At 59.7% G+C, this 24,214-nt stretch carries 19 protein-coding genes; 12 read left to right on the top strand and 7 right to left on the bottom strand.

Annotated features, from left to right (window positions below):
- Positions 1 to 50 precede the first annotated feature (50 nt).
- The 3 genes from EYD00_RS18880 to EYD00_RS18870 are packed head-to-tail and all read left to right on the top strand — an operon-like array spanning position 51 to position 3,324.
- Positions 51 to 1,247, top strand: a complete 1,197-nt coding sequence (locus EYD00_RS18880) for a sialidase family protein (RefSeq protein WP_022563327.1) — start codon at positions 51 to 53, stop codon at positions 1,245 to 1,247.
- A complete protein-coding gene (gene pdxA / locus EYD00_RS18875; RefSeq protein ID WP_006699954.1) occupies positions 1,244 to 2,200 on the top strand; it encodes a 4-hydroxythreonine-4-phosphate dehydrogenase PdxA in 957 nt (318 codons plus the stop codon). Before EYD00_RS18880 ends, pdxA begins: the two co-directional genes overlap by 4 nt.
- Positions 2,197 to 3,324, top strand: coding sequence for an iron-containing alcohol dehydrogenase (locus tag EYD00_RS18870; protein WP_022563326.1), 1,128 nt, complete (start codon positions 2,197 to 2,199; stop codon positions 3,322 to 3,324). The genes pdxA and EYD00_RS18870 overlap by 4 nt, the downstream gene beginning before the upstream one ends.
- Positions 3,325 to 3,380: 56 nt before the next feature.
- Here the strand turns inward: EYD00_RS18870 and EYD00_RS18865 are convergent, their stop codons facing one another.
- From EYD00_RS18865 to EYD00_RS18850, 4 genes are all read right to left on the bottom strand, one after another.
- Positions 3,381 to 4,088 (bottom strand): FadR/GntR family transcriptional regulator, encoded by a 708-nt coding sequence (locus EYD00_RS18865; protein WP_004437348.1) that lies wholly within the window; start codon positions 4,086 to 4,088, stop codon positions 3,381 to 3,383.
- Positions 4,089 to 4,092: 4 nt separating this feature from the next.
- On the bottom strand, positions 4,093 to 5,133 hold the full coding sequence (locus EYD00_RS18860) for a four-carbon acid sugar kinase family protein (RefSeq protein WP_034500310.1): 1,041 nt from the start codon (positions 5,131 to 5,133) through the stop codon (positions 4,093 to 4,095).
- A 185-nt stretch (positions 5,134 to 5,318) separates the two neighbouring features.
- Positions 5,319 to 7,562: a polysaccharide deacetylase family protein gene (locus tag EYD00_RS18855; protein WP_022563323.1), complete on the bottom strand. Its 2,244-nt coding sequence runs from the start codon at positions 7,560 to 7,562 to the stop codon at positions 5,319 to 5,321.
- A gap of 156 nt (positions 7,563 to 7,718) precedes the next feature.
- Positions 7,719 to 8,108, bottom strand: coding sequence for an acyl-CoA thioesterase (locus tag EYD00_RS18850; RefSeq protein ID WP_004437343.1), 390 nt, complete (start codon positions 8,106 to 8,108; stop codon positions 7,719 to 7,721).
- A gap of 174 nt (positions 8,109 to 8,282) precedes the next feature.
- Here EYD00_RS18850 and EYD00_RS18845 point away from each other — a divergent pair, with 174 nt between their 5' ends.
- On the top strand, positions 8,283 to 8,477 hold the full coding sequence (locus tag EYD00_RS18845; RefSeq protein ID WP_022563322.1) for a hypothetical protein: 195 nt from the start codon (positions 8,283 to 8,285) through the stop codon (positions 8,475 to 8,477).
- 39 nt (positions 8,478 to 8,516) lie between these two features.
- On the opposite strand, the gene EYD00_RS18840 is transcribed toward EYD00_RS18845, so the two are convergent.
- Positions 8,517 to 10,328 carry an ABC transporter ATP-binding protein/permease gene (locus EYD00_RS18840; protein ID WP_022563321.1) on the bottom strand — a complete coding sequence of 604 codons (1,812 nt, stop codon included), beginning with the start codon at positions 10,326 to 10,328 and terminating at the stop codon, positions 8,517 to 8,519.
- The gene (locus EYD00_RS25975; RefSeq protein ID WP_034500309.1) at positions 10,285 to 10,548 is read right to left on the bottom strand and encodes a hypothetical protein; all 264 of its coding nucleotides are present in this window, start codon (positions 10,546 to 10,548) and stop codon (positions 10,285 to 10,287) included. Before EYD00_RS25975 ends, EYD00_RS18840 begins: the two co-directional genes overlap by 44 nt.
- A 71-nt stretch (positions 10,549 to 10,619) precedes the next feature.
- On the opposite strand from EYD00_RS25975, the gene EYD00_RS18830 reads away from it, so the two are divergent.
- From EYD00_RS18830 to EYD00_RS18800, 7 genes are all read left to right on the top strand, one after another.
- Positions 10,620 to 13,946, top strand: a complete 3,327-nt coding sequence (locus tag EYD00_RS18830) for a transglutaminase family protein (protein WP_022563320.1) — start codon at positions 10,620 to 10,622, stop codon at positions 13,944 to 13,946.
- A gap of 1 nt (position 13,947) precedes the next feature.
- The gene (locus tag EYD00_RS18825; protein WP_022563319.1) at positions 13,948 to 16,353 is read left to right on the top strand and encodes a circularly permuted type 2 ATP-grasp protein; all 2,406 of its coding nucleotides are present in this window, start codon (positions 13,948 to 13,950) and stop codon (positions 16,351 to 16,353) included.
- Positions 16,354 to 16,357: 4 nt separating this feature from the next.
- Positions 16,358 to 17,239 (top strand): transglutaminase family protein, encoded by an 882-nt coding sequence (locus EYD00_RS18820; protein ID WP_034500307.1) that lies wholly within the window; start codon positions 16,358 to 16,360, stop codon positions 17,237 to 17,239.
- A 166-nt stretch (positions 17,240 to 17,405) separates the two neighbouring features.
- Positions 17,406 to 18,644, top strand: coding sequence for a vWA domain-containing protein (locus EYD00_RS18815; RefSeq protein WP_022563317.1), 1,239 nt, complete (start codon positions 17,406 to 17,408; stop codon positions 18,642 to 18,644).
- 124 nt (positions 18,645 to 18,768) lie between these two features.
- Complete coding sequence (locus EYD00_RS18810) at positions 18,769 to 20,391, top strand: ABC-F family ATP-binding cassette domain-containing protein (protein WP_022563316.1); 1,623 nt, start codon at positions 18,769 to 18,771, stop codon at positions 20,389 to 20,391.
- 60 nt (positions 20,392 to 20,451) lie between these two features.
- A complete protein-coding gene (locus tag EYD00_RS18805) occupies positions 20,452 to 21,444 on the top strand; it encodes a 2-hydroxyacid dehydrogenase (protein ID WP_022563315.1) in 993 nt (330 codons plus the stop codon).
- 127 nt (positions 21,445 to 21,571) lie between these two features.
- Positions 21,572 to 22,720, top strand: coding sequence for an alpha-hydroxy acid oxidase (locus tag EYD00_RS18800; RefSeq protein ID WP_022563314.1), 1,149 nt, complete (start codon positions 21,572 to 21,574; stop codon positions 22,718 to 22,720).
- Between the two features lie 27 nt (positions 22,721 to 22,747).
- On the opposite strand, the gene EYD00_RS18795 is transcribed toward EYD00_RS18800, so the two are convergent.
- A complete protein-coding gene (locus EYD00_RS18795) occupies positions 22,748 to 23,092 on the bottom strand; it encodes a hypothetical protein (protein ID WP_022563313.1) in 345 nt (114 codons plus the stop codon).
- A gap of 176 nt (positions 23,093 to 23,268) precedes the next feature.
- Between EYD00_RS18795 and EYD00_RS18790 the strand changes: the two genes are divergently transcribed.
- On the top strand, positions 23,269 to 24,210 hold the full coding sequence (locus EYD00_RS18790) for a bifunctional helix-turn-helix transcriptional regulator/GNAT family N-acetyltransferase (RefSeq protein WP_022563312.1): 942 nt from the start codon (positions 23,269 to 23,271) through the stop codon (positions 24,208 to 24,210).
- Positions 24,211 to 24,214: the final 4 nt, after the last annotated feature.

Here is a 24,214-nt window from a genome sequence, read left to right as displayed (position 1 = left end):
TTGACAACTTTTCGAATATGCCATTTTCATCTGCCCAAGAGGAGATCAAGATGACCCCTGATGACATCGCTCAGGCCATGACCGGAGATATCCACGTCACGTCAGAAAAACGGCGTGAAGCCTTTCTGCCATCGCCCATGATCCAGAACCATGCGAGCTTCCTGCATCTTCTGGACGATGGCGTGCTGCTCTGCGCATGGTTCGGGGGAACGCTCGAGGGAAAGTCGGATATTTCCATCTTCGCATCCGTGCTGACGCCCGGAGCCGGACGCTGGGGAGCGCCGCAGCGCCTCAGTCATGATACGGCCCGCTCCGAACAGAATCCTGTTCTTTTCACCGCGCCGGATGGCGCTCTCTGGCTGTTTCACACCGCCCAGCCCTCCGGCAATCAAGATGAGTGCCGCATCCGCATGGCGAAAATCCATCGTAATCGGTCGGAACCGGAGAAGCTCATTTCAGAGGATGGACGATTTCTCGATCTTCCCAAGGGCTGTTTCATCCGCGCGCCGCTGCGCATCCGCGATGATGGAGCGTGGCTGTTGCCGATCTTCCGTTGCGTTCAGCGACCCGGACAGAAATGGAACGGCAGCCACGATACGGCAGCGCTCGGCATTTCCACGGACGATGGCGAGACATGGACATTGCAGGAATTGCCGGACTCGATCGGCTGCGTGCATATGAGCCCGGTGGCGGGAACGGACGGACAACACTCCGCTTTTTTTCGCCGTCGCCAGGCCGATTTTGTCTACCGCACCGAAAGCAAGGATGGCGGTCGCTCATGGTCAAGGCCGCATCCGACCGATGTGCCGAACAACAATTCTTCCATCGCCGTGACAAGGCTCGGTAGCGGCCGGCTGGCAATGATTTGCAATCCCGTCAACGCCGCCCAGTCGAGCGACCGCCGCGCCTCGCTTTATGACGAACTCGGAGAGGACGATGGCAGGCCGGATGCTGATCCAAGCGGCGGATGCGTGCCCGTCTGGGGGGTGCCGCGCGCACCCGTCACAATCTGCCTTTCCGATGACGACGGGCGCAGCTTTCCGACCCGTATCCTGATCGAGAACGGGCCGGGCACATGTCTGTCGAACGATTCGACGGATGGCCGAAACCTGGAAATGTCCTATCCATGGCTTCTGGAGACACCTGACGGTGCGCTGCACGCAAGCTACACCTATCATCGTCGCGCCATCAAATATGTGCGGCTGGAGCCCGGCTGGGCCGAAACTGCGGACGGGAGAAAAAGATGAGCAATATTATCGGCATCACGATGGGCGATCCTTGCGGGGTTGGTCCCGAGATCACTGTCCGGGCATTTGCTGAAATGTCCGCTTCCGACCAGGCCGCAACGCGGATTTACGGAAACCTCGCCACGCTGGAGGCAGCAAGGCAGGCGCTCGGTCTCGATATCGATCTTGCCCCCCACGTGGCAGACTTGCCCGTTGAGGGTGCGCCTTTGCCCTGGGGCACGCTTTCACCGGTGGCCGGCGACGCCGCATTCCGCTTCATCGAAACGGCTGTGCGGGACGCCGAGGCAGGGCGGATCGGCTGCATCGTCACCGCGCCGATCAATAAGGAAGCGTTGAACCTTGCGGGCCATCATTATGACGGCCACACCGGCATGCTGCGCAGCCTGACAGGTGCCTTGGCCGCTTATATGCTGCTCGCGTCCGAGCGGCTGAAGGTCATTCATGTTTCGACCCACGTCTCGCTGCAGGAGGCCATACGCCGGGCGACGACGGAGCGGGTGCTGGCCACCATTCGCGCCGGCAACGCCCACTTGAAGCGCATCGGCTACGAACGACCCCGCATCGCGGTGGCGGGCATCAATCCGCATTGCGGCGAAAACGGTCTTTTCGGCACCGAGGACGACGATCAGATCGCGCCGGCGGTTGCGGCCGCACGCGCCGAAGGCATCGAGGTACAGGGGCCTGTTTCCGCCGATACCGTATTTCATCGCGCCTATTCAGGCGCTTTCGATCTCGTCGTCGCGCAATATCATGACCAGGGGCATATCCCCATCAAACTCGTCGCCTTTGACACCGCCGTCAATGTCTCCGTCGACCTGCCGATAGACCGTACCTCCGTCGATCACGGCACCGCCTTCGACATAGCCGGCAAGGGCATCGCCAATCACGGCAACATGAATGCGGCCATCGCCTATGCGCGCAAGCTCGTGGCAGGCAAGGGTGGAAAGGGATGAGCACCATGCCTACGGCTCCCATTCTTATCCACCAGCCGCGCAGGCTCGCGGTTGGCGCAGGCACCGTCGCGCAGGTTGGTGACTGGGCCGGCAAAACGGCCTCAACACTGGTAATCGCAACGCCGCTGACGGCAAAATTCGCCGAACGTCTGCAACTGCAGGGGCCCTTTGCCGTCTTCGACGCCATTCCGGGTGAGCCGGATACGATGACACTGGACGCCGCTCTCAATGCGGCGCGCACTGCCAGGCCCGATCTCATCATCGGCCTCGGCGGCGGTTCGGTGATGGATGTGGCAAAGCTTGTCGCCGCATTGTGGAATTCAGATCAGACGCTCGAGGACGTCGCCGGACCTAACAAGGTCGCCCGTCGCGATACACGCCTCGTGCAGATAGCCACCACGGCCGGTACCGGCTCGGAAGCAGGCATCCGCTCGCTGATCACCGATCCCCTCAAGGGCACCAAGATCGCCGTCGAAAGCCCGTATCTGATCGCGGATTTCGCTATTCTCGATCCGGAACTCACCTACTCCGTACCATCGGCCGTAACTGCGGCAACAGGCATCGACGCCATGGCCCATTGCGTCGAAGCCTTTACCAACCGCAAGGCACATCCGATGATTGATGGCTTTGCCCGCATGGGCTTCACGCTGGTCGGGAAATATCTCGCCCGCGCCGTACGTGACGGTTCGGATACGGAAGCGCGGGAAGGCATGATGCTCGCCTCCTATTATGGCGGCATTTGCCTCGGGCCGGTCAACACGGCGGCCGGCCACGCCATCGCCTATCCGCTCGGCACGCGTCTCAGCCTGCCGCACGGGCTGGCCAACGCCATCGTCTTTCCACATGTGCTGGCCTTCAATCAGCCTGCGGTTTCCGCGAAGACGGCGGAAGTGGCCGGAGCGCTGGGGCTTCGTGACCATCTCTCGCCCGGTGATCTGCGCAAGGCAGCAACCGATTTCTGCGCGGCGCTCGGCATCGAAATGTCGCTTGCCAAACACGGAGCAGCCGAGGCCGATCTGACCCGCTATGCCGAGGATGCCCATGCCATCCGCAGGTTGATGGATAACAACCCCGTCGACATGACCCTGCAGGACGTGCTGGGAATTTACCGTCACGCCTACTGAAGCAGAACCGATGCGCGTGACCGCGCATCGGTTCTCGGGCCGTTTACTTGAGCCGCCTAATCTCCGTGCGATGACTCGAAAAGCCGGTCGCGCGATCCTGTCAGGTGCTGCAGCATCAATTGGCGGGCTGAATCGGCATCTCCATCCGCGATCGCCTTTGCGATGGCCTCGTGCTCGGCAAAAACGCGGGTCAGGCCCGAGGCCTCGCGCTTTACGGACATGCCGTGGAATTTCATCCCGACCGCGATATGATCCTTGAGAGCCTCCATCGCGGTGGAGAAATAGCTGTTCCGCGCCGCCCGCGCGATGGCAAGGTGGAACTGATAGTCGGCATCCTCGCGGTGGGACTGGCGGTTGGTCGCATCCCGCATCAGCTCAAGCGCCTTCCTGATGGCCGCAAGTCTTTCGGCGTCATGCCGCAATGCCGCGGCAGCGGCCGCCGCGGGCTCGAGCGTCAGCCTGAATTCGTAGCAATTCAGAAGGTCCGCAACGTTTTCCAGCTGTCCGAAGCCAAGCGGTTCCCGCAAACCGAAGGCCCGGACATAGCTGCCGGAACCTCTGCGGGAGTAAATGAAACCCTGCTCGCGTAATCGCCGTAGTGCCTCGCGAACGACCGGCCGGGACACTTCGAATTCCATGGCGAGTTCATGTTCGGTCGGCAATCTTTCATCCGGCTTGTAGGCGCCGGATTTTATCGCCCGGTGCATCCTTTCGAAAATAATGTCCGGAAGTGCCTTGCGCGCCGTTTCTTTCATCAGCCCCATCTGGTCAGCTCTCTCCAGCATCTGTCGCGCCAAGCATCATTTTCGCGATACGTTTCAATGTGTCAGCTTGCCCAAAACCGCCCGATTTCGCAATGATGCATTGGTTTCCCGCCCAGCCGACACCGAGGCCCGGCAGGCACTCGCCGGCAAGACGCAGCCGCAAAATGCCCATCGCCCGCAGCACCGCCTCGGCCGTTGCCCCACCCGACAGAAGCAGCCTGCCCGCGCCGGCCGTGAAGTGCGGAACGACCCCTTCCGCCAACCGGTCTGAAACTTCAAGCGAAGAAAGATACTCATTCCCCTGGGTTGCCTGAATGAGGGAAAGGTCGACGTCTTCCTCCGCGTCCAGAGGAACGACACCGTTGGGCGCTTCAATGATCGACACCAGATCCGCGCTCTTGAGGACGTCAATCTGCTCCAACGTAATCGGATCGCGGGAACCGATGACAAAGATCCCCTTTCCAGGTGGAACGGTTGCAACATCGGGCAGGACGCGCGCCGACATCACCGCCGCCAGCGTCTCTGCAAGACCACGCGCGCCAATGAAAAGATCAATCCCTTCAGCCTGCGCGGCAGAAAGGGCCTGCCTGATATCCTCAGTCGTTCGCGTATCGGGTATCGAACAACGCAGGGCATGTCTTCCCAGTTTTTCATCAATCGCGATGGCGGTTTCAACCCCAAAGCCCGAGACGGCGCCGCCGCTGACGATACGTCCGAAATCCGGAATTGCCGGCACGACAAGAGCGCGCCGGAAAGAAATTGCATCCATTTCAGCCGCAATATGTCCCTTCAGGCGGGAATCGATCTTTTTGAACAGGATCGTGTCGGCTGGAACCAGTGCCAGTAGTTCCTGTGTGCGACGTCGGGCCTCGTCCGCCTTCCCATCGCGGCATCCAAGATTGACGCTGAGAACGGCAGGGGCAGCGGCCAGCGCCGCATGCACGCCTTCCAGCCCCGTTGCCACCTCTGTCACCATTCCGCGCCCGGCAAAGGGGGCGGCCGCGTCGAGCGCGCCAGTCAGATCATCGGCAAAAATCAACAGCACGGCATCGCCTTCGAAAAGTTGTAAGGTTTTACGTCGATAAATTTATTTATATTCAATAGATAAATAGATGTGAATAACAAAATTGATCGCACGGACCTTTCAAGTCGCCGGAGAGAAATGGAAAGCAAGATCAGCCATGCCCACCGGTAGCGGGGTGCCAGCAAGGATGACGAACCCTCGCGTCGCTAAACGAAGCGGAAAGGCAGACCGGAGATAAGGGCTTTGACGAAGCGCTTTTTCTGAAAGCGGCCGTTCAGTGAAACACGCGGCAAGAGTGTGGGCTTTTCGAGACTGCCGAGGCCGAGAACCCCCGCCTGTGTGGTGACTGCCGCGGAAAACCCTGCGTCCGATACCGCCTTCGCCTCGCGCTCGCCCACCGCCTTCGTCCAACCATAGGGATAAGAAAAGGAGCGCGGTGTATGGCCCGCATATTCCTCTACCCGGCGCTTCGATTCCGCAATCTCGTAAGCCAGGCGCTCAGCGTCGATCTTGCGCATATTCACATGGGTCATGGTATGGGCGCCGAGATGCACCAGAGGATCCTCCGACAGCGCCCTGAGTTCTGCAGCATCCATGATGAGTTCGTCCACGATGGCAACCGGATCGATTCCACACTGTCGAGCGGCGCGATCGATCCTCTCCACCGCTTCATCTTCGGCGGCACTTTGGACAAAATTTTCCAGCCGCGCGAATGCATCCGCTTTTTGCAGGGGCGTTCCGCATGTGACGTGCTCCGGCCCTGCCCCGAAATCGAAATCGAACGACGCCGCCTTCTGCGTCAACGCGGCGGCGGTCTCCCACCACAGGCCGCGTGTACGCTCGACAAAACCGGGCGTGATGAAGATCGTGTAGGGAATGTTATATTTGCGAAAGATCGGCGCGGCGTAGTCTGCGTTGTTGCGATAGCCATCATCAAGCGTGAAGGCACAAAACGACCGGTCTTCTCCGCTGCCGGCAAGCAGTGCCGGAAGATCATGCAGGTGAACGGGAACGAGACCCGATTCAAGCGCCGCCTGTACGGCCTCTTCGAGGAACTCCGGCGTGACGGACAATTGTACATTGGGCGCAAAAGCCGAAACAGCGCCGCCCGGACGCACGTGGTGAAGCGTGAAGATGACACCTCGCCCGGCAAGCGAAGGGAATGCCGAGCGGACAGCCGGAAGGGAACTCACCTCCAGCCCGGCCCTTATGACGGTGTATTTCACAAGGCGTTTTACCGGCTGCAGAAAAAGTCCCGCCGGTTGTCGCGACGACAGGCCGGGTAATATCCGCTTTTTCAACACCCTGAAGGCTGTCAGCGGCAGGTCGATCAGGCCCGGCAGCGGGTCATTCAGCGCAAATGCAGCCCAACTGCGGACCTTGGCGAGGGACGCAAGATAGTCGGCAGCCCGCACCTCCCCTCTCCGCCCCAGGGTAAATGCAGCAACAAGATCACGGACAAGATAGGACCACGACGTGCCGTTGCGGGCCTTGACCGGCTCGCCGGTCGGCTCTTCGTTGGCGGCACGCCACAACAATGCGCCAAGATCAATGCCGGCAGCAGAACAGAGGCCGAACCACGACCACGGACGCGGATTCACATCGAGAAGTTTCAGCGTCCCGTCCCGGTCATCGAACTTGAATTCCACCTCGACCAGTCCGCTATGACCGGCGGACCTCAATATTGTCCGGGCGGCATCGATCGCCGACGGGTTGTCGACAATCTCGACCCGAGTGCTGGTGTAACCGAAATCGACGGGATACTGACGGATGCGCCGGGCGGTGAATTCCGCCACTGGTTCTCCGTTCAGCCACAGGGCAGCATAGGAGAACTGGTTTCGTCCGCCACCTGGAATGAGTTCCTGCACCACCACATTGCCGGCGCCGATCTCTTCGCTGGCCTCGGCAAAGGCGGCTTTCAGGGCCTCCCGATCTTCGGCGCGGACGACCTTGGCGCGGGCGATCGCAGTATCGCCGCCGCCCATATTTGGCTTGAGAATGACGGGAAACAGCACGTCAAGCGCATCGATATCAGCGGCTGATGCCAGCGCATAGGTCCTGGGAATTCTGACGCCGAGTTCCGCCGCACGCCTGTATAGCAGCGGTTTTTCGCACAGCCATTGCAGCGCTGCCCAGTCCGGCAGAACGATCTTGTAGAGAGCCGAAAGTTCATCGTGATGCTGCGAAACGAGCTGAACCTCACCATCGCCGGATGGGACCAGCAGCCAACCCTTGAGATGATGCCTGTCGGCCATCTGCCGCAGGAAAGACATTGCCCCTGCGTCGTGCGGACCGGCCCAGCGTATTGTCTCCCGCACGAAACGCGACCAGCTGGGCAAGGGTGAGTCATGGGTGAGGTAATAAACAGGCACATTCAGGGCCCCGAGGCTGCGCGCGAGGGCGAGCGTGCCATGAGCGCCGCCGACAATAACAACACCTGGAATGGTCAAAGCCTGATCCCCGTCCTACTCCATATCTTGATCGCAAAAATTGATAAATAAATTCGGTATTTCCGAAATATGGGGGTCGCGGAAAGGCCAAGGCGCTTGCGCTGCCGGTCTCTCCACGATGCGTTCCGGACAGCATCCGGAAGGAAAATCAACGCCTCATACGTCTTTCCGAACCGGGCGCGGCTCACCGTTCTCATCGACGGCGACCATGATGAAGACGGCCTCCGTCACCTTTTCACGCGAATCCCGATAGTGCCGGCGCGTCCAGGCTTCGATCTTGAGCGTGACGGAGGTGCGGCCAATCTTTTCGATGCGGGTATAGACGCACAATGTATCACCGATCTTGACCGGCTTCTTGAAGACGATCTCGTTGACTGCGACGGTGACGGTTCGGCCCCCGGCCACATCATTGGCGCGGACGAAAGCGGCAAGGTCCATCTGCGACATGACCCAGCCGCCGAAAATATCGCCGGCCGGATTGGCATCGGCAGGCATGGCAAGCGTTCTGAGCGTCAGTTCCATATCGGCGGGCGGCTGCTGATCCATCTGTCAAATTCCTTTCACAAACCTCCCGCTGCCGGACTTAAACAACCGCACCCCTTCCGCCAATAGCCGATTTGTCGCGGCAGCCCTTCCAAAACCGCAAGGAATCACAGGGTCATCGTAAGCTTCGGTTAACCATGATGGGGCACGATTCCAAAAAAGCGCGGGGGCGTACAAATGGCCTATGACTGGAGTGGAAACAACACGATACAGCAGCGTTACGATCGTATAGTTCTGGCGGTCGCTAGCGTTGTCGCCATCAGCCTGGCAACAGGTACACTGGCTTTCCGCTCACAGGTGGAGCCGAACCACACCATAAGTATCGCCAAACAACAGCGGCTCAACTCTGAAAAATGGCATTTGCGGCTGTGATACGCCTCGATCGGCACACCCGGCAGCACGACCATTGAGCTATTGCGGGGCGCCGCCATCGCGCCTGTCCGTCCCGTCCTTCTGGGAGACGTGGTCTAGATGGGCGACCGCCGGAGAAAGAATCGACAGAAAAGTCTCGGACCGGCCGATATAAACAATCGCCGCGCCCTCGATCCCGCTCAAAACCCCGGCCAGCGTGTCCTGCGTCTGTTTTTCCAAGCCTTCCAGCAGATCGTCAATGACGATGAATTTCGGTTTCAGCAACAGCGCATTGGCAACCCGGATGCTGGCCTGTTCGTCCGAATCCAGTTTTTTGTCCCAACGGATGTTTTCATCAAGACGAGAGGCCATCTCGCCGAGACCCGATGCGGCGAGCGCCGAAACATAGTCCTCATCCGCAAAGCGCTGGGGTGCACGCGGATAAGCCATGATTTCGCGCAGCGTTCCTGCCGGTAGATAACCGTGCTGAGCAATGAAAAGCGTGTCGGTTTGATCCGGCATCTCTATCCTGCCCTGGCCCCAGGGCCACAGCCCCGCCATAGCTGCGAACAAAAGCCGCCGGTTCACACCCTGCTCGCCATTGATCATCAGCCGTTCGCCCGGCCCGACCTCGACATCCGCCTCATGCAGCATGAACCCGCGTTCAATATCCTGCCCGCCCGCATCGCGGCAGATCGTAACCGACTGAAGACGGATTCTGTCATTTTCCGCACTGCGTTGCAGATCGATCGTCAGGCCGTGCTGTTCCACGCTGTCCATCTGGATCAAAGCGTTCCGGAACACGGAGACACGCTGCAACGTCGCCTTCCAGCTGGCGATCGGCCCGAAATTGTCGATATACCAGCGTAGCGCCGTATTCACCTGATTGAAGGCGCCGACCGCCATCATCAGCCCGCCGAAAGTGAGATTGCCGGAAAAATAGACCGGAGCCGCGATCAGGATCGGCGCCACCACCGCGAGCCAGCCATATCCCGCCGAGACCCAGGTCAGATGTGTCAGCGCCATGGCGAGTCCCCGGATGACACCGAGGACGGCATCGATATCGACGCCAATCCGCCGCCTCTCATTTTTTTCGCCGCGCGCAAGGGCAATGGCGGCAAGATTTTCGCTCGCCCGCATTAACGAAAAGCGAAGCTCAGCCTCTTTGGAATAACGCTCCGCGTTCAGCCCCACCAGCCGATAACCGACGAGGTTGCTGAGCAGGGAAGCGGAACCGGCATAAAGGATTGCCGCCCAGACCATATAGCCGGGGATAGCATAGGTATCGCCGCTGATGGTAATGGCAAAGCCCGCCGAGAGCGACCAGAGGACACCGATGAAGCTGACAAGCAGGATCGTCGCGTTCACAAGACCGATCGAAAGCGCCGTACTGCTTTCGGCGAGGTTGCGGACATCGTCATGGAGCCGCTGGTCCGGATTGATGGCTATCGTGCCGAAACTGGCGAGGCGGGCGGCGCGACCCGGCTTCAGCCACTGGTCCACCATATCCTTGGCAAGACCCTCGCGCATGTTAAGCGCCGTCATCTGGTTGAGCCAGGTCTGAATGACGTTGAGGAGCAGCAACAGCCCGGCGATGACCGCGAAAACCTCGAGCTGATGAAGGAAGGCGTCGAGATCGCGCCGTTCCAGCGCGTTATAAAACGGCGCATTCCATTCATTGAGCCTGATCTGCCCGTAGGCCGTCAGCAATATCACCGTGAGAAGGGCCATCGACAGCAAGATCAGACGGTTGCGCACCGGCGATGTCCAGAAGGCGCGCCCCATCACGCGCAGCTGAGCCGGAAAATCGAGATCGAAGCCCGAAAGGTTAGCCGCGCCCTTGCGCTGATCGTCGCTTACCGATGTTGCCATTCATCCATTCCGAAACGTCAGTGGGCAAAGAAAGCCGGTCGCGATTCTGCGCCTTTCGATGCCAAGCAATAACACGCCGTTCGACCATGTCCACAATGCCGGCGAAATCTCCGCGGCGACAACCTGAAAGCCCGCGCAATTCTTCGTGCAGGCAAATGAAGCGGCTTCGACCAACAATGCGATTGCCCCAGGAAATGATCCTTGCTTTCTTTTCCTGCATTGCACAAAATCCGAGTAATTTCAGAGGGGCGGACAAACCGCATAAGCCGGAAAACCGGGCAAGGCAGATTAATGGCGATCAAAGCGAGCATCTATCATCTGACGCATTATAAATACGACAATCCGGTTCGCCTTGGACCACAGATCATCAGACTGAAGCCCGCCTCACATTCCAGAACCAGCGTCATCAGCCATTCTCTCAAGGTTTCACCCTCCAATCACTTCGTGAACCTTCAGCAGGATCCCTACGGTAATTACCTTGCCCGCTTCGTTTTTCCGGAACCGGTGAGCGAATTCAAGATCGAGGTCGATCTTGTCGCCGATATGACGGTTTATAATCCGTTCGATTTCTTTGTGGAGGAAGAGGCGACAAAGTGGCCCTTCGACTATCCGCAGGAACTGCGCGACGATCTCTCCATCTACATGAAGCCGGAACCGACCGGTCCTCTGCTCGCCGCCTTCATGGCCACTGTCGACCGCACTCCAGGTCAACAGACGGTGGACATGGTCGTCGGCCTCAACGCCCGCCTGCAGCAGGAGATCGGTTACGTCATCCGCATGGAACCCGGCGTCCAGACACCTGAGGAGACGCTTACTTCCGGCAAGGGGTCCTGCCGCGATACCAGCTGGCTGCTCGTGCAGGTCCTGAGGCATCTTGGCCTCGCTGCCCGTTTCGTGTCGGGATATCTCATCCAGTTGACACCGGACCTCAAGGCGCTGGACGGCCCATCCGGCACCGAGGTGGACTTCACCGATCTGCACGCATGGGCCGAGGTTTATATGCCGGGTGCGGGCTGGATCGGCCTCGACCCCACGTCCGGTCTATTGACCGGCGAGAGCCATATTCCTTTGGCGGCAACACCGCATTACCGCAACGCCGCGCCTATTTCTGGCGGCTATTACGGCCATGCCAACACGGAATTCGCCTTCGACATGCAGGTCCGGCGGGTTGCCGAGACGCCGCGCATCACCAAGCCTTTTTCGGACGAAAGCTGGGACGAACTCAATGCGCTCGGCCAGGAGGTCGATGAGGTTCTGAATACCCATGATGTCCGGTTGACCATGGGCGGCGAACCGACCTTCGTTTCCATCGACGATTTCGAATCCGATGAGTGGAACACCGGTGCGGTGGGGCCAACAAAGCGCGAAAAGGCCGACCTTCTGATCCGCCGCCTGCGCGAGCGTTTCGCACCGGGTGGGTTTTTGCATTACGGCCAGGGAAAATGGTATCCGGGCGAAAGCCTGCCGCGCTGGACGTTCTCGCTCTATTGGCGCAAGGATGGCCTGCCGATCTGGCAGAACCCGGCGCTTATCGCCGAGGAGGGCGCGAATACCGGCGCAAAGGCGGAAGACGCGCAGAAACTGCTGGGCGGCATCGCCTCCCATCTCGGCATCGAACGGGAGCTGGTGCTGCCGGCCTATGAGGATCCGGCGGAATGGATCATCAAGGAAGGAAGCCTTCCCGACAATGTTGACCCGTCAAATTCCAAGCTGAAGGACCCGGAGGAGCGAAACCGCATAGCCCGCGTCTTCGAGCGGGGACTGACGACACCGACCGGCTATATTCTTCCCGTTCAGGCGTGGAATGCGCGCGCCGCCGGCAAGCGCTGGATCAGCGAAAAATGGAAGACGCGGCGCGGTAAAATATTCCTCGTTCCGGGTGACAGCCCGGTGGGTTACCGCCTGCCACTGGGCACCCTGCCCTATGTGCCGCCATCCGCCTATCCCTATATTCACGAGGCAGACCCCTCGATCCCTCGCGGTCCGCTTCCCGACGTCTTCACGCCATCGGGCCGCGCCTTGCCCGAAGCTTCTTTCCATGCCAGCGAAGCCGCGGGGCAGGAACGCGTAGAGCAGACGATCGGCGAAATCGGCGGCGCGGTGCGCACCGCCATGTCGGTGGAACCGCGTGATGGCAGGCTCTGCGTCTTCATGCCGCCAGTGGAACGCATCGAGGACTATCTCGAGCTGATTGCAGCAGCGGAGGCGGCAGCGGCCGATCTTGGACTGCCAGTCCACATAGAGGGTTATGCGCCGCCGCATGATGAGCGTATCAATGTAATCCGCGTCGCGCCCGATCCTGGTGTCATAGAGGTCAACATCCACCCCGCTTCAAGCTGGAAGGACTGTGTCGACATTACCACCGCAGTCTACGAAGAGGCGCGCCAGTCACGTCTCGGTGCCGACAAATTCATGATCGATGGCCGTCATACCGGCACCGGCGGCGGCAACCATGTGGTGGTGGGCGGCGCCAATCCCAATGACAGCCCATTCCTGCGCCGACCCGATCTTCTGAAAAGTCTCGTGCTGCACTGGCAGCGGCACCCCTCGCTTTCCTATCTCTTCTCAGGGCTCTTCATCGGCCCGACGAGCCAGGCGCCACGTATCGACGAAGCCCGCCACGACAGTCTCTACGAACTGGAGATCGCGCTTGCGCAGGTGCCGCTGCCCGGTGAAGGCGTTCCGCCCTTGCCATGGCTGGTTGACCGCCTGTTCCGCAATCTTCTGACGGATGTAACGGGCAATACCCACCGCGCCGAAATATGCATCGACAAGCTGTTTTCGCCTGATGGACCGACCGGCCGCCTCGGGCTGGTGGAATTTCGCGGTTTCGAAATGCCGCCGAATGCGCGCATGTCGCTTGCCCAGCAGTTGCTGGTGCGTGCTCTCATTGCGCGTTTCTGGAAAAACCCGGCCGTCGGCAAATTCGTGCGCTGGGGCACGGCACTCGCCGATCGTTTCATGCTACCGCATTATATCTGGGCGGATTTCCTGGATGTGCTTGCAGACCTCAGGGAAAACGGTTTCGACCTGAAGCCCGAATGGTTCACCGCCCAGCAGGAATTCCGTTTCCCCTTTTTCGGGGAGGTGGAATATGAAGGATCAAAGCTGGAATTGCGCCAGGCGCTGGAACCCTGGCATGTGATGGGCGAACAGGGCGCCATCGGCGGCACCGTGCGTTATGTCGACAGCTCCGTCGAGCGCCTGCAGGTGCGGCTCGAAACGTCCAATCCCGCCCGCTACGCGGTGGCCTGCAACGGCCGCGCCGTTCCGCTGACTCCGACGGAAAACCGCAGCGTCGCGGTTGCCGGCGTCCGCTTCAAGGCATGGCAGCCCGCTTCCGGCCTGCATCCCGTGCTGCCCGTCAATTCACCCTTGACCTTTGACATTTATGATACATGGTCGAGGCGATCGATCGGCGGATGCATCTATCATGTTGCTCATCCAGGCGGGCGCAATTACGAGACATTTCCCGTCAACGGCAATGAGGCGGAGGCACGCCGCCTCGCCCGTTTCGAACCATGGGGGCATACGGCAGGGCAATATCCGCTTCGGGCGGAAACCGTGTCGCCAGAATTTCCGCTGACGCTCGATCTGCGCCGGCCTTACGGAGTATAAATTGTCTAAAGCCCCGGCAACGGAACGCAAGACGGAAACGAGCGCGCGACCAAGCGGGCTTGAATATTCGCCCTTGCCTGGCGTTGCCGACGAAATGCTCGATAACAACGGCGCGGTGAGACCGGTCTGGAAGACCCTGCTCGAGGCCCTCTCGCGCATGTCTGAGCGGGAGCTGCATGAGCGTTTTGCCCGCACTGACCGCTATCTGCGCGATGCCGGCGTGTTCTACCGCGATTACGGCAAGGGCAGCAGCGAAAGAAACTGGCCGATCTCCCATATTCCGGTGCTGATCGACGACCGGGAATGGACGGTTCTTGCCGAGGGGTTGAAGCAGCGCGCCAATCTTCTGGAAGCCATGGTCGCCGATTTTTACGGCGAAAACCGACTGGTGAAGGAAGGTTATGTGCCGCCGGCGCTGATTGCCTCGAATCCCGAATATCTGCGCCCCATGGTCGGCGTAAAGCCGGCAAGCGGTCATTACCTGCACTTCTGTTCCTTCGAGATCGGGCGTGGGCCAGATGGCAACTGGTGGGTGCTGGCCGACAGGACGCAGGCGCCCTCCGGTGCGGGTTTCGCGCTCGAAAACCGGGTAGCGACCACGCGTGCGCTCTCCGACATCTATGCCGAAACCCATGTTCACCGTCTGGCCTCGTTTTTTGGTGCTTTCCGCGACACGCTGCAGGCGCAAAGAAAACACCCTGACGACCGGATCGCCGTGTTAACACCCGGCCCGGCCAACGAGACCTATTTCGAACACGCCTATATCGCCCGTTATCTTGGCTTCATGCTGCTGGAGGGCGAAGACCTGACCGTTGTCAATGGCCGCGTCATGGTCAGAACGGTTGCCGGGTTGAAGCCGATCGGCGTCCTCTGGCGGCGTCTCGACGCATCCTATTCCGATCCGCTGGAGCTCAACCAGCAATCCCATATCGGCACGCCGGGCATGGTACAGGCATTGCGCAATGAAGCGCTCACCATCGTCAACGCGCTCGGCAGCGGAATTCTGGAAACGCGGGCGCTGCTTGCCTTCATGCCGCGCATCTGCCGCCACATTCTCGGCGAAGAACTGAAATTGCCGTCCATCGCCACCTGGTGGTGCGGACAGGAGGCTGAACGCCGTCACGTCGCCGGCAATATCGAAGGCATGGTCATTGGCCCGGCCTATTCCCGGCTTCCATTCTTCGACGATAACGGCCAGTCCGTGCTCGGCTCTTCCCTGAGAGAAACTGCAAAGGAATCGATCAGCGACTGGCTTGCCTCCGATGGCCACAGGCTGGTGGGCCAGGAAGTGGTGAAGCTTTCAACCACCCCGGCCTACGTCGACAACAAGCTCGTGCCGCGCCCGATGAGCCTTCGTGTATTTGCCGCCCGTACCCAGGATGGCTGGCAGATCATGCCGGGTGGCTTTGCCCGGATAGGCAGCGGTGACGACGTGTCCGCCATCGCCATGCAATCGGGCGGAAGCGCGGCTGATGTCTGGATCGTCAGCGACAGACCGGTGGAGCGCACCACGCTTCTGCCGGCGGAAGAGAGCTTCACCCGCAACATGCCGGGCAGCCTGCCAAGCCGCGCGGCCGACAATCTCTTCTGGCTGGGTCGTTATATCGAGCGCTCTGAAGGCGCCTTGCGCATCCTTCGCGCCTGGCATGGGCGTTATGCCGAATCCGCTGATCCGCGCCAGCCGCTGCTCGCGCATGTCACGCGGTATCTCGAAGCGCTTGATGTGGAGATGAACGATGCCGTGCCGGAAAGCCTGCTTACCAACATCAACAGCGCGCTTTATTCCGCCAGCAACATTCGTGACCGCTTTTCACCGGACGGATGGCTGGCGCTGAACGACCTTGCCAAGACGGCCCGCCGTTTCCACGCGAAAGTGGCTCCCGGCGACGACGCGACCCATGCCATGACGGTCCTCTTGCGCAAGCTTGCGGGCTTTGCCGGCCTGGTGCACGAAAACATGTATCGCTTTACCGGCTGGCGTTTCCTGTCGATCGGCCGTTATCTCGAACGCGGACTGCATATGACGCGTCTTCTCGGCCATATGACCGGCCCGGACGCGCCAGATGGATCCTATGACATGCTGCTTGAAATCGGCGACAGCGTCATGACCCATCGCCGGCGGTATAACGTCAATACGGCAGGTCTGACCGTGACCGATCTTCTGGCACTCGACCCGCTCAATCCCCGCTCGATCCTGTTTCAGCTGAACGAGATCCGCACCGAGGTGGAGCAGCTTCCAAACGCCTTCGTCAACGGCCAGATGTCGCCCTTCTACCGCGAGACGATGCGTCTGCATTCCGGGTTGGCGGTCATGACGCCGGAAAACATGAATGGCGCGATCTACCGCCAGCTCGAAACCGACATGGAGCATCTTTCCGATGTTCTGGCCCGGACCTATCTCGGATAATCCTATGCTCTATGATCTTTCCCTGCATATGGGTTACACCTACGACACGCCGGCACATGGCGCACGCCACATCATCCGCGTCCTGCCGCTCTCCATCCCGGGTCGACAGCGGCTCGTCGCCGGCTCCATCGACGTTTCGCCGACGCCGGAAGAACGGGCCGTCTTCGAGGATTTCTTTCATCTCTCGGCAACATCGGTGCATCTGCGCGCACCGCATGAAAAGCTCGATATTCGCATGCAGGCGCGGGTGATGGTGGAAGCCCCGGCATTGACGGCGGATTTTTCGCCCGAGCTTTCCCGCCTGCCGCAGGACCTCGCCGGTGTGTGGTCGCTCGATTTCCAGTCACCGCACCACTTTATCGGCGCTAGTCCAAGGATCGGAATGGACACGGCGATATCCGCCTATGCCCGGGAAGTGCTGAAGCCCGGAATGACCATTCGCGAAATTGCGCTCTCTCTGTGCAAACGGATCCATAAGGACTTCACCTATGACGGCGAGGCGACGACCGTTGATACGACACCTGCGGAAGCCTTCAAACTAAAGCGCGGCGTGTGCCAGGATTTTTCGCATATCATGATCATGGCCTTGCGCAGCCTCGGCATTCCCGCCGGTTATGTCAGCGGTTTCCTGCGTACCATTCCTCCGCCCGGCAAGGAACGGCTTGAAGGCGCCGACGCAATGCACGCCTGGGTGCGCATCTGGTGCGGCGAGGCTGCCGGTTATCTGGAGCTCGATCCCACCAACGACATCGTGGCGGGGAGCGACCATATCGTCGTCGGTTATGGCAGGGATTATTCCGATGTCGCCCCCGTTATCGGGGTATTGAAGAGCTACGGCAATCAGCAGATAAAACAGGCGGTCGACGTGATCCCCATCCAGCAATGACACAACTTGTATTATTCCAGACCTTCGCGACGACAATTCTTGAAAATACTTTGAAAGCTGCGTCAATTTGACCACTGCGTAAAATTGAACCGATCACCTTAGCGGATTTTACATCGTTTGCGGGTTTCCTGCGCTCAGTCGAATATTCTAATCGGTGAGCCCCCCTATGACCGCCTCCGCACCTGACAAATTGAAGCGCCGTTTCCTGACCGATAAGAGCGGCAATTTCGGCATCATGACGGCAATCCTGCTGCCTGTCTTGCTCGGTTTTGCCGGTGCCGGCATGGAGTTGGCGAATGTGATGCAGGTGAAAGCGGACATGCAGAACACTGCGGATTCAGCCGCCCTTGCGGCGGCAACCGAGGCGCGGCTGAAAAAGGGCGATCTGACGGATGAGCAGATCAAGGAAATCGCCAAGGGCTTCATTGCCGCGCAGATGGAAAAAAGCCTGACCGAAGAAGAAAAGAAGAAACTGGAGGAGAATTCTCCAACCAGCATCACGACGACGGAAAATGCCCGCGGCAAGACCTACACGATCGAAACCACGATCAACCACCAGGTTCAGCTCAATCCGCTGCTCGGGTTCATTGGCGCAAAAACACTCGATCTTTCGGTAACCGGCACCGCAAAGAGCACCGTCAACAAGGGTGCTCCGATCTCCATGTATCTGGCGCTTGATCGTTCCGGCTCGATGTCGTTCAAGACGGATACCGTCAATGCCGCAAAAAAGTCGTGCCCGAACTATACCGCCAGCAACTGGGGCAAGAGCGAAGCGCAGGTTACGTCCAGCCCCTGCTATGTCAACAAGGCCACGTCGCTCAAAACCGCGGTCGGATTTCTCGTCGCCACATTGAACAAGGCCGACCCGACCTACACTGCCAACGGCAGTTCGCAACTGGTGCGGACAGGTGCCTCGGTCTATACGCACGAGACCTATGCCGCCCAGCCCCTTAGCTGGGGCACGAGCAGTGTTGTCAGCTATGTGGACAAACAGATTCCGGAATTTCCCACCGGCGGCACGGACGCCCGCAGCAGCCTGAACGCCGCCTATAACGCACTCAAGAAAGCCAATCCCGACGAAGCGAAGGCACATAAAACGCAGGGGAACGAATCCTTCGAGCGCTATATTGTTCTGATGACCGATGGCGAAATGACGGGAAACAGCGCCTCGTGGAATTCCAGCATCGACCAGTCGGTGCGCACCACCTGCGAGACTGCCAAGAAAGATGGAATCAAGATTTTCAGCGTCGCCTTCATGGCGCCGGACAAGGGCAAGGCGCTGCTGCAATATTGCGCATCGAGCGCTGACAATTATTACGCCCCTGAAAACATGGAGCAGATCGTAACAGCCTTTGGCGAAATCGCCCGCAAGGCTGCAGGCAGCATAGCCACGCTCACCAACTGATCCGCTTCCGGCGCCGCCGCGCCGGAGCGCCTTCTCCGCTGCATGGCTGACAGAACATGTGCGGCAGGTGACAGCGGCGGCGGCCCGTGGCATAGGAGGGCCGCTCCCATTCACAGGCCCTGTCATGATCCGCATCGAAAACATCAGCAAGTCGAACAGTCACCGCATTCTCTATATCGAGGCCTCCGCCGCGCTCAATCGCGGTGAGAAGATCGGCCTTGTCGGTCCGAACGGTGCCGGCAAGACCACGCTTTTCCGGATGATCACCGGCGAGGAGCAGCCGGACGAGGGTCAGGTCGTCGTCGAGAAGGGCATGACGGTCGGCTATTTCGATCAGGATGTCGGTGAAATGTCCGGCCGCTCGGCCGTGGCCGAGGTTATGGAGGGTGCAGGCCCGGTCAGCGAGGTCGCGGCGGAGCTTCGGGAACTGGAAGCCGCCATGTCCGATCCCGACCGGATGGACGAGATGGACGCCATCATCGAACGTTACGGCGAAGTGCAGGCGCGGTACGAAGAGCTTGATGGTTACGCGCTGGAAGGCCGTGCGCGTGAGGTGCTGGACGGGTTGAGCTTCAGCCAGGAGATGATGGACGGCGATGTTTCCAAGCTTTCCGGCGGCTGGAAGATGCGCGTCGCGCTTGCCCGCATCCTTTTGATGCGGCCGGACGTGATGCTGCTCGACGAACCCTCCAACCATCTCGATCTTGAAAGCCTGATCTGGCTTGAGGATTTCCTGAAGAATTATGACGGCGCGCTGCTGATGACCTCGCACGACCGGGAATTCATGAACCGCATCGTGACCAAGATCATCGAAATCGACGGCGGCAGTCTCACCACCTATTCCGGCGACTACGGCTTTTACGAACAGCAGCGCGCGCAGAATGAAAAGCAGCAGCAGGCACAGTTTGAACGCCAGCAGGCCATGCTCGCCAAGGAAATCAAGTTCATCGAACGTTTCAAGGCGCGCGCCTCGCATGCCGCGCAGGTGCAGAGCCGCGTGAAAAAACTCGACAAGATTGATCGCGTCGAGCCGCCACGCCGGCGCCAGACTGTTGCTTTCGAATTCGCGCCGGCGCCCCGCTCGGGTGAGGATGTCGTGGCGCTGAAGAAGGTGAACAAGGCCTATGGCAGCCGCACCATTTATGGCGATCTCGACTTCATGGTGCGGCGCAAGGAACGCTGGTGCATCATGGGCGTCAATGGTGCAGGAAAATCAACGCTGTTGAAGCTCGTGACCGGCACGGCGGAACCGGATTCCGGCAAGGTTACCCTCGGCGCCAGCGTCAAGCTCGGTTACTTCGCCCAGCACGCCATGGATGTTCTTGACGGTGACAGCACCATCCTGGAATGGCTGGAAGAGCGCTTTCCAAAGGCGGGGCAGGCACCGTTGCGCGCCCTTGCCGGCTGTTTCGGTTTTTCCGGCGACGACGTGGAAAAACGTTGCCGCGTTCTTTCCGGCGGTGAAAAGGCCCGTCTCGTCATGGCTGCCATGCTGTTCGATCCGCCGAATTTCCTCGTGCTGGATGAGCCAACCAACCATCTCGATCTCGACACCAAGGAAATGCTGATCAAGGCCCTCTCGGATTATGAAGGCACGATGCTGTTCGTTTCGCATGACCGTCATTTCCTGGCCGCCCTTTCGAACCGGGTTCTGGAACTGACGCCCGATGGTATCCATCAATATGGTGGCGGGTACACCGAATATGTCGAAAGCACCGGACAGGAAGCCCCGGGCCTTCACAGCTGAGCCATCTGCCGAACGCACCGCCCTGTGACGGCAGCTTTCTTTTGGAGACTGGAGAAGCAGATGCGGATCGTGGTTTACAGCGCCAAGCCCTACGACCGGCAGTTCCTTGACGCTGCCGCCCACCCTGGCATGAAGATGCAATATTGCGAAGCGCGCCTGTCTGCCGAAACGGTGGCGTTGGCGGAGGGAGCGATGGCGATCTGTGCCTTCGTCAATGACGACCTGTCCGGACCGGTGCTCGAGAAACTTGCGGCAATGGGTGTGCGACTTGTCGCCCTGCGATGCGCCGGGTTCAATCAGGTGGACCTTCAGGCCGCCGAAAAGCTCGGCCTCACCATTGCGCGCGTGCCGGCCTATTCGCCTTATGCGGTGGCGGAACACACCATGGCGCTCATCCTGTCGCTCAACCGCAAGATTCACCGCGCCTATAATCGCGTTCGCGAGGGAAATTTCGCACTTGACGGGCTGCTTGGCTTCGATCTTCACGGGAAGACGGTTGGTGTTGTGGGGACGGGAAAGATCGGAGCGATCTTCACGCGTATCGCGGCCGGCTTCGGCTGCCGTCTGCTCGGCCACGATATCCGCCAGAATCCGGATTGCGTGGCGCTGGGCATGACCTATGTCACGCGAGAGGAGCTGTTCCGCGCGTCGGACGTACTCACACTGATGTGCCCGCTGACACCGGAGACCCGCCATCTCATTCGTAGCGAAACGCTGCCGCTGCTGAAAAAGGGCGTAATGCTCATCAATACCAGCCGCGGCGCCATCATCGACACGCAGGCCGCGATTGCCGGATTGAAAGACGGCACAATCGGTTCCCTCGGCATTGACGTCTACGAGGAGGAAGCCGATCTCTTTTTCGAGGATCTGTCCAATGACGTGTTGCGCGATGACGTTTTCGCGCGGTTGTTGACCTTTCCCAATGTTCTGGTAACCGGTCATCAGGGTTTCTTCACACAGGAAGCACTCACAAACATTGCGGTCACGACAATCGCCAACATTGCGAGCTTTCTTGATACCGGCAAGGCGCTGCATGCCGTCTCGAGGACCTAGGTCGCCGGGATCGCTAACCGCCTGAGAACTGCAAAATTCGCCCCGGACGCAATTGCCCGCCCCTGAGACCCGGTATAGGTTCACTCGATCTTTTTCGAGCTTTCAAAGCTGACCGGTCGGGCAACAGATGCAACTCAAAGACTGCTATAATTTCCACGATTTTCGCCGCATGGCCAAACAGCGTCTTCCCGGACCGATCTTCAACTACATCGACGGCGCTGCCGATGACGAGGTGACGTATCGACGAAACACGGCCGCCTTCGAAAAATGCGATCTGGTTCCGGACGTGCTGCGCGGCGTTGCCGATGTGGATATGTCTGTCACCGTCATGGGGCAGAAGCTGTCAATGCCGGTCTATTGTTCCCCGACGGCACTTCAGCGCCTCTTTCACCATCAGGGAGAACGGGCGGTTGCTGCGGCGGCCGGCAAATTCGGCACGATGTTCGGCGTGTCCTCTCTAGGCACCACAAGTCTGGAGGAAGCGCGCCGGATCAGCGGCGGGCCGCAGGTCTATCAGTTTTATTTCCACAAGGACCGTGGCCTCAACCGCGATATGATGGCGCGCGCAAAAAGCGCCGGTGTGGAAACCATGATGCTGACGGTGGACAGCATCACCGGCGGAAACCGCGAGCGCGACAAGCGCACCGGCTTTGCCATTCCCTTCAAGCTCAATCTTTCCGGCATTGCGCAATTTGCCATGAAGCCGGCATGGGGCATCAATTATCTGACCCATGAGCGCTTCAGCCTGCCGCAACTCGACGATCACATCAAGATGGACGGTGGAGCGCTCTCCATCAGCCGCTATTTCACCGAAATGCTCGATCCTTCCATGAATTGGGAGGACGTGGAGCAGATGGTGCGCGAATGGGGCGGACCTTTTTGCCTGAAAGGCATCATGTCGGTGGACGACGCCCGGCGTGCCGTCGAGATCGGCTGCAGCGGCATCGTGCTCTCCAATCATGGCGGCCGCCAGCTTGATGGTTCCCGCAGCGCTTTCGACCAGCTGGCCGAGATCGTCGATGCGGTCGGTGACCGGATTGACGTGATGATGGATGGCGGCATTCAGCGTGGCACCCATGTACTAAAAGCCCTGTCTCTGGGGGCAAAAGCCGTGGGGCTTGGCCGCTATTATCTTTTCCCGCTTGCCGCTGCAGGCCAGGCGGGGGTCGAGAGGGCCTTGGAAACAATGCGTATCGAAATCGAGCGCGGCATGAAGCTGATGGGCTGCACAACTGTCGAGCAGTTGACCCGCCGCAACCTTCGGTTCCGGGACTAGGGAAGCGTTCCACGATCTCAGGGCAGGTCAAAGCCTGCCACTGCCACCGCAGACCATTTCAGCCGCGTTTCGTTGATGTTCTTGAAGCGCAAGACCGATGTTCCAGGTGAGCGCCAGGGATACCAGCACGCAAATGCCACCGGAAATCAGCGAACGATGGCGCCTGGCGCCAGACAGAAACAGCCAGCCGATGACGGCATAGGCCAAAAACGCCGGCATAGCAGCGACAAGAACCGATAGGGGGCCGTCGCAATCGATAGCCTCGATACCGACGGCGCGATATTCATTTGGCGTTCCCACAAGCCCGAGGGCGGCGACGGGGAACATCGCAACCAAAACGGCATAACGGAAAAAGCGGGGCGTATCGGGCATATCTGCTCCCTGACCGGATTATTGACCTCCCTGGTGCGGCCAAGAGACGCTTTATCGGTGCATGGAAGGAGGATCGCCAATATTTGCCAAGAAAGCCAGTCCTTATGCCGAGATGGCCTTGGCAGACCGTTCCGCATGTGCATATGGTTGCATGATGCAACCATATTGGATTAACCATGCCTGAACAGCCCCTTCCCATACACGATATCCGCTCCATCTCGCGGCGGCTTGTTCGCGAACTCGGCTTTATGGGAGGAGATTTTGCCGGCACTGATCTGCCGCCCTCCGCCGTGCACGCGCTGATCGAGATCGAGGCGTGCCCGGGCATCACAGCTCGGGATCTGGCGAAGTTGCTCAGGCTGGAGAAATCGAGCGTCAGCCGAATGCTTCGCAAACTCGTCCTTTCAGGAGACCTCCTGGAGGAGACGGATATCGACGATAGCCGAATCAAACGGCTCCGCCTGACCAAACCCGGGCACAATAGGGTGGGAACCATTCACGCCTTCGCAAATTGGCAGGTATCGAGCGCCTTAACACGGATCGGCCCGGCGCAAGCTCTCACGGTTCTGGAAGGGCTACGCCTTTATGCCGATGCGCTGGGAGACAGGGGCGATGTCGCGGCTCCCGCCGTCGAGGTCATCGAAGGCTACAGGCCAGGGCTCATCGCTCGCATCACACAGATGCATGCGCTTTATTACGCCCGGACATCCGGCTTCGGCCAGCGTTTCGAATCCGTTGTAGCAGAGGGCCTCGCGGCTTTTTGCAACCGGCTGGACAGTCCGAAGAACGCGATCTGGCTTGCAATGCGCAGCCAGCAAATCATCGGCTCCATCGCGATCGACGGCGAAGATCTCGGAGCGGATATTGCGCATCTGCGCTGGTTTATTGTCGACGACGGTGTGCGCGGCAGCGGTGTCGGACGCAGACTGCTCGAAACAGCACTGGCCTTTGTCGACAAAAATGGCTTCGCCGCAACCCATCTCTGGACATTCAACGGTCTCTCGACCGCACGCCACCTTTACGAGACCCATGGTTTTACATGCGTCGAGGAATATCCGGGCAGCCAATGGGGAAGCGAGGTCTTGGAGCAACGCTTTGTCCGGCGGCGGCCCGGTTGATCGT

It is taken from the genome of Agrobacterium sp. 33MFTa1.1 (assembly GCF_004328495.1).
GTDB classification, from domain to species: Bacteria; Pseudomonadota; Alphaproteobacteria; order Rhizobiales; family Rhizobiaceae; genus Agrobacterium; species Agrobacterium pusense.
This window is presented reverse-complemented; position numbering and strand designations above follow the sequence as displayed.

What these genes read in the sequence shown, in the direction of transcription:
- EYD00_RS18845 (WP_022563322.1), top strand. Translation starts at nt 8,283, where the DNA reads ATGGCCTATGACTGGAGTGGAAACAACACGATACAGCAGCGTTACGAT.
- EYD00_RS18800 (WP_022563314.1), top strand. Translation starts at nt 21,572, where the DNA reads ATGCAACTCAAAGACTGCTATAATTTCCACGATTTTCGCCGCATGGCC.
- EYD00_RS25975 (WP_034500309.1), bottom strand. Translation starts at nt 10,548, where the DNA reads ATGCAGGAAAAGAAAGCAAGGATCATTTCCTGGGGCAATCGCATTGTT.
- pdxA (WP_006699954.1), top strand. Translation starts at nt 1,244, where the DNA reads ATGAGCAATATTATCGGCATCACGATGGGCGATCCTTGCGGGGTTGGT.
- EYD00_RS18790 (WP_022563312.1), top strand. Translation starts at nt 23,269, where the DNA reads ATGCCTGAACAGCCCCTTCCCATACACGATATCCGCTCCATCTCGCGG.
- EYD00_RS18820 (WP_034500307.1), top strand. Translation starts at nt 16,358, where the DNA reads ATGCTCTATGATCTTTCCCTGCATATGGGTTACACCTACGACACGCCG.
- EYD00_RS18865 (WP_004437348.1), bottom strand. Translation starts at nt 4,088, where the DNA reads ATGGGGCTGATGAAAGAAACGGCGCGCAAGGCACTTCCGGACATTATT.
- EYD00_RS18805 (WP_022563315.1), top strand. Translation starts at nt 20,452, where the DNA reads ATGCGGATCGTGGTTTACAGCGCCAAGCCCTACGACCGGCAGTTCCTT.
- EYD00_RS18840 (WP_022563321.1), bottom strand. Translation starts at nt 10,328, where the DNA reads ATGGCAACATCGGTAAGCGACGATCAGCGCAAGGGCGCGGCTAACCTT.
- EYD00_RS18795 (WP_022563313.1), bottom strand. Translation starts at nt 23,092, where the DNA reads ATGCCCGATACGCCCCGCTTTTTCCGTTATGCCGTTTTGGTTGCGATG.
- EYD00_RS18830 (WP_022563320.1), top strand. Translation starts at nt 10,620, where the DNA reads ATGGCGATCAAAGCGAGCATCTATCATCTGACGCATTATAAATACGAC.
- EYD00_RS18870 (WP_022563326.1), top strand. Translation starts at nt 2,197, where the DNA reads ATGAGCACCATGCCTACGGCTCCCATTCTTATCCACCAGCCGCGCAGG.
- EYD00_RS18815 (WP_022563317.1), top strand. Translation starts at nt 17,406, where the DNA reads ATGACCGCCTCCGCACCTGACAAATTGAAGCGCCGTTTCCTGACCGAT.
- EYD00_RS18850 (WP_004437343.1), bottom strand. Translation starts at nt 8,108, where the DNA reads ATGGATCAGCAGCCGCCCGCCGATATGGAACTGACGCTCAGAACGCTT.
- EYD00_RS18880 (WP_022563327.1), top strand. Translation starts at nt 51, where the DNA reads ATGACCCCTGATGACATCGCTCAGGCCATGACCGGAGATATCCACGTC.
- EYD00_RS18810 (WP_022563316.1), top strand. Translation starts at nt 18,769, where the DNA reads ATGATCCGCATCGAAAACATCAGCAAGTCGAACAGTCACCGCATTCTC.